A 1,830-nucleotide genomic window follows, 5' to 3' on the forward strand; every position below is an offset into this window, starting at 1 on the left:
AACAAATCCAAGTTAGACCATTTCAAATGGTTCGATGTCTGCCCGGATGCGACACATCTGGTGTGTCCATCCTCGCAGTATCCGGTTCTCAAGGTGCACGCCCCGCGGCTCATCCGGTTCCACCGGGCCGCGCGGCAAGGAGATATATTGCCAGACCGCGAAGCCCTGTGGGACGTCAATTCCACTCTTCACAAGTCCTACACAATACATTGCTTCCTATATAAGTCATAGAAAGGCTGGTGCAGAAATACTGCACGTATCAGATGATGACCCTTCGGTTAAGAGATGTATAAAGATCGGTCACCTGTAAGTGTCTATCTACCCGCGCTTTTGCTATATAAACCAGCGCTTCAGATAAAAAGAGGGAGCGCCGCGCACAACGCGACACTCCCCTAGCGATTCAAGAGAATCTATTAGGCCTCGAGAGCCTTCTTGGCGATGGTAGCCAGCTCGTTGAAGGACTCGATGTCCTCGTAAGCCATCTGAGCCAGGACCTTGCGGTCGAGCTCGATGCCGGCAACCTTCAGGCCGTGCATGAACTGAGAGTAAGAGATGTCGTTCAGGCGAGCAGCAGCGTTGATACGGGTGATCCAGAGAGAACGGATCTCGCGCTTCTTGTTGCGGCGATCACGATACTGATACTGCAGGGAGTGCTGGACCTGCTCTTTAGCATGCTTGTAAGTACGCGAAGCGGCACCGTAGTAACCCTTCGCACGATGCATAACGGTACGGCGCTTCTTCTTGGCGGCAACAGCGCGCTTAATACGTGCCATGTTCTATCAACTCCTAGACGGTAAAACGAAAAACGGGAACGCGAACTTAGGCGAGACGCGACTTGATGACCTTGCGGTCGGCAGCGGCGATCTCGGTCTCCTGACGGAAGCCACGCTTACGCTTGGTGGACTTCTTGCTCAGGATGTGGCTCTTGAAAGCCTTGGCGCGCATAAGCTTGCCGGTACCAGTCTTGCGGAAACGCTTCTTGGTGCCGCTGTGGGACTTCATCTTAGGCATGAAATACTCCTTAATCGGTTACAGAACACTAGTTACTTGGTATCGCTTGCCGCTTTATCCTCATCGAAGGCGCCCTTAATCGGGGCGAGCAGCATAAGCATGTTACGGCCTTCCATCTTAGGCTTGGACTCGACCGTAGCGTAAGGCTTGAGATCCTCGGCGAGACGCTCGAGAACGTTAAGGCCCTGCTCCGGGTGAGCCATCTCACGGCCGCGGAACATGATGGTGACCTTAACGCGTGCGCCCTTCTTGAGGAAACGCAGAACGTGGCCCTTCTTGGTCTCGTAGTCGCCAACGTCGATCTTGGGTCGGAACTTCATTTCCTTGACCTCGACCTTGGACTGGTTCTTACGAGCAGCCTTGGCCTTCATGGCCTGCTGGTACTTGAACTTACCGTAGTCCATGACCTTGCAGACCGGCGGCTCCGCGTTGGGAGCGATCTCGACTAGGTCGAGACCCTGATCGTCGGCGACGCGCTGGGCATCGCGGATGGCGAACAGGCCGAGCTGAGAGCCATCGACGCCAATCAAACGGCACGAAGATGCAGTGATCTCGTCGTTGATGCGGGTGTCATCAGACTTAGCTATTTTCCCTACCTCCATTCATAAAAAAATAACCCGGCGCTTCTCAGCAACCAGGTCGTACACATAGAGTTCCTCGATTTGAGGAAGGGAATCTAAGTTGTATGACCAGTCAGCTGCTCATTGGCGCCAAAAGGTGGGAACCCTCGGGTTCCTCTTTAGGGCATTGCGGGAACAACGCCTTGCGAATAATAACACGTACAGCGCGTTATCACATTACGTACACGAAAAAGGGGGC

The 1,830-nt window shown here is 53.9% G+C and carries 3 protein-coding genes; all 3 read right to left on the reverse strand.

The window, feature by feature from the left end; translation table 11 throughout:
* Positions 1 to 413: 413 nt before the first annotated feature.
* Genes rplT through infC form a run of 3 tightly spaced genes read right to left on the reverse strand, consistent with a single transcriptional unit; the run spans position 414 to position 1,613 of the window.
* Positions 414 to 773 carry a 50S ribosomal protein L20 gene (gene rplT / locus JMJ97_RS04790; RefSeq protein ID WP_006234421.1) on the reverse strand — a complete coding sequence of 120 codons (360 nt, stop codon included), beginning with the start codon at positions 771 to 773 and terminating at the stop codon, positions 414 to 416.
* Positions 774 to 819: 46 nt separating this feature from the next.
* Positions 820 to 1,011 carry a 50S ribosomal protein L35 gene (gene rpmI, locus JMJ97_RS04795; protein ID WP_006234422.1) on the reverse strand — a complete coding sequence of 64 codons (192 nt, stop codon included), beginning with the start codon at positions 1,009 to 1,011 and terminating at the stop codon, positions 820 to 822.
* Between the two features lie 32 nt (positions 1,012 to 1,043).
* A complete protein-coding gene (gene infC, locus JMJ97_RS04800; RefSeq protein WP_260699347.1) occupies positions 1,044 to 1,613 on the reverse strand; it encodes a translation initiation factor IF-3 in 570 nt (189 codons plus the stop codon).
* Between the last annotated feature and the right edge of the window lie 217 nt (positions 1,614 to 1,830).

It is taken from the genome of Collinsella aerofaciens (assembly GCF_025289055.1).
GTDB lineage: Bacteria > Actinomycetota > Coriobacteriia > Coriobacteriales > Coriobacteriaceae > Collinsella.

What these genes read in the sequence shown, in the direction of transcription:
- rpmI (WP_006234422.1), bottom strand. Translation starts at nt 1,011, where the DNA reads ATGCCTAAGATGAAGTCCCACAGCGGCACCAAGAAGCGTTTCCGCAAG.
- rplT (WP_006234421.1), bottom strand. Translation starts at nt 773, where the DNA reads ATGGCACGTATTAAGCGCGCTGTTGCCGCCAAGAAGAAGCGCCGTACC.
- infC (WP_260699347.1), bottom strand. Translation starts at nt 1,613, where the DNA reads ATGGAGGTAGGGAAAATAGCTAAGTCTGATGACACCCGCATCAACGAC.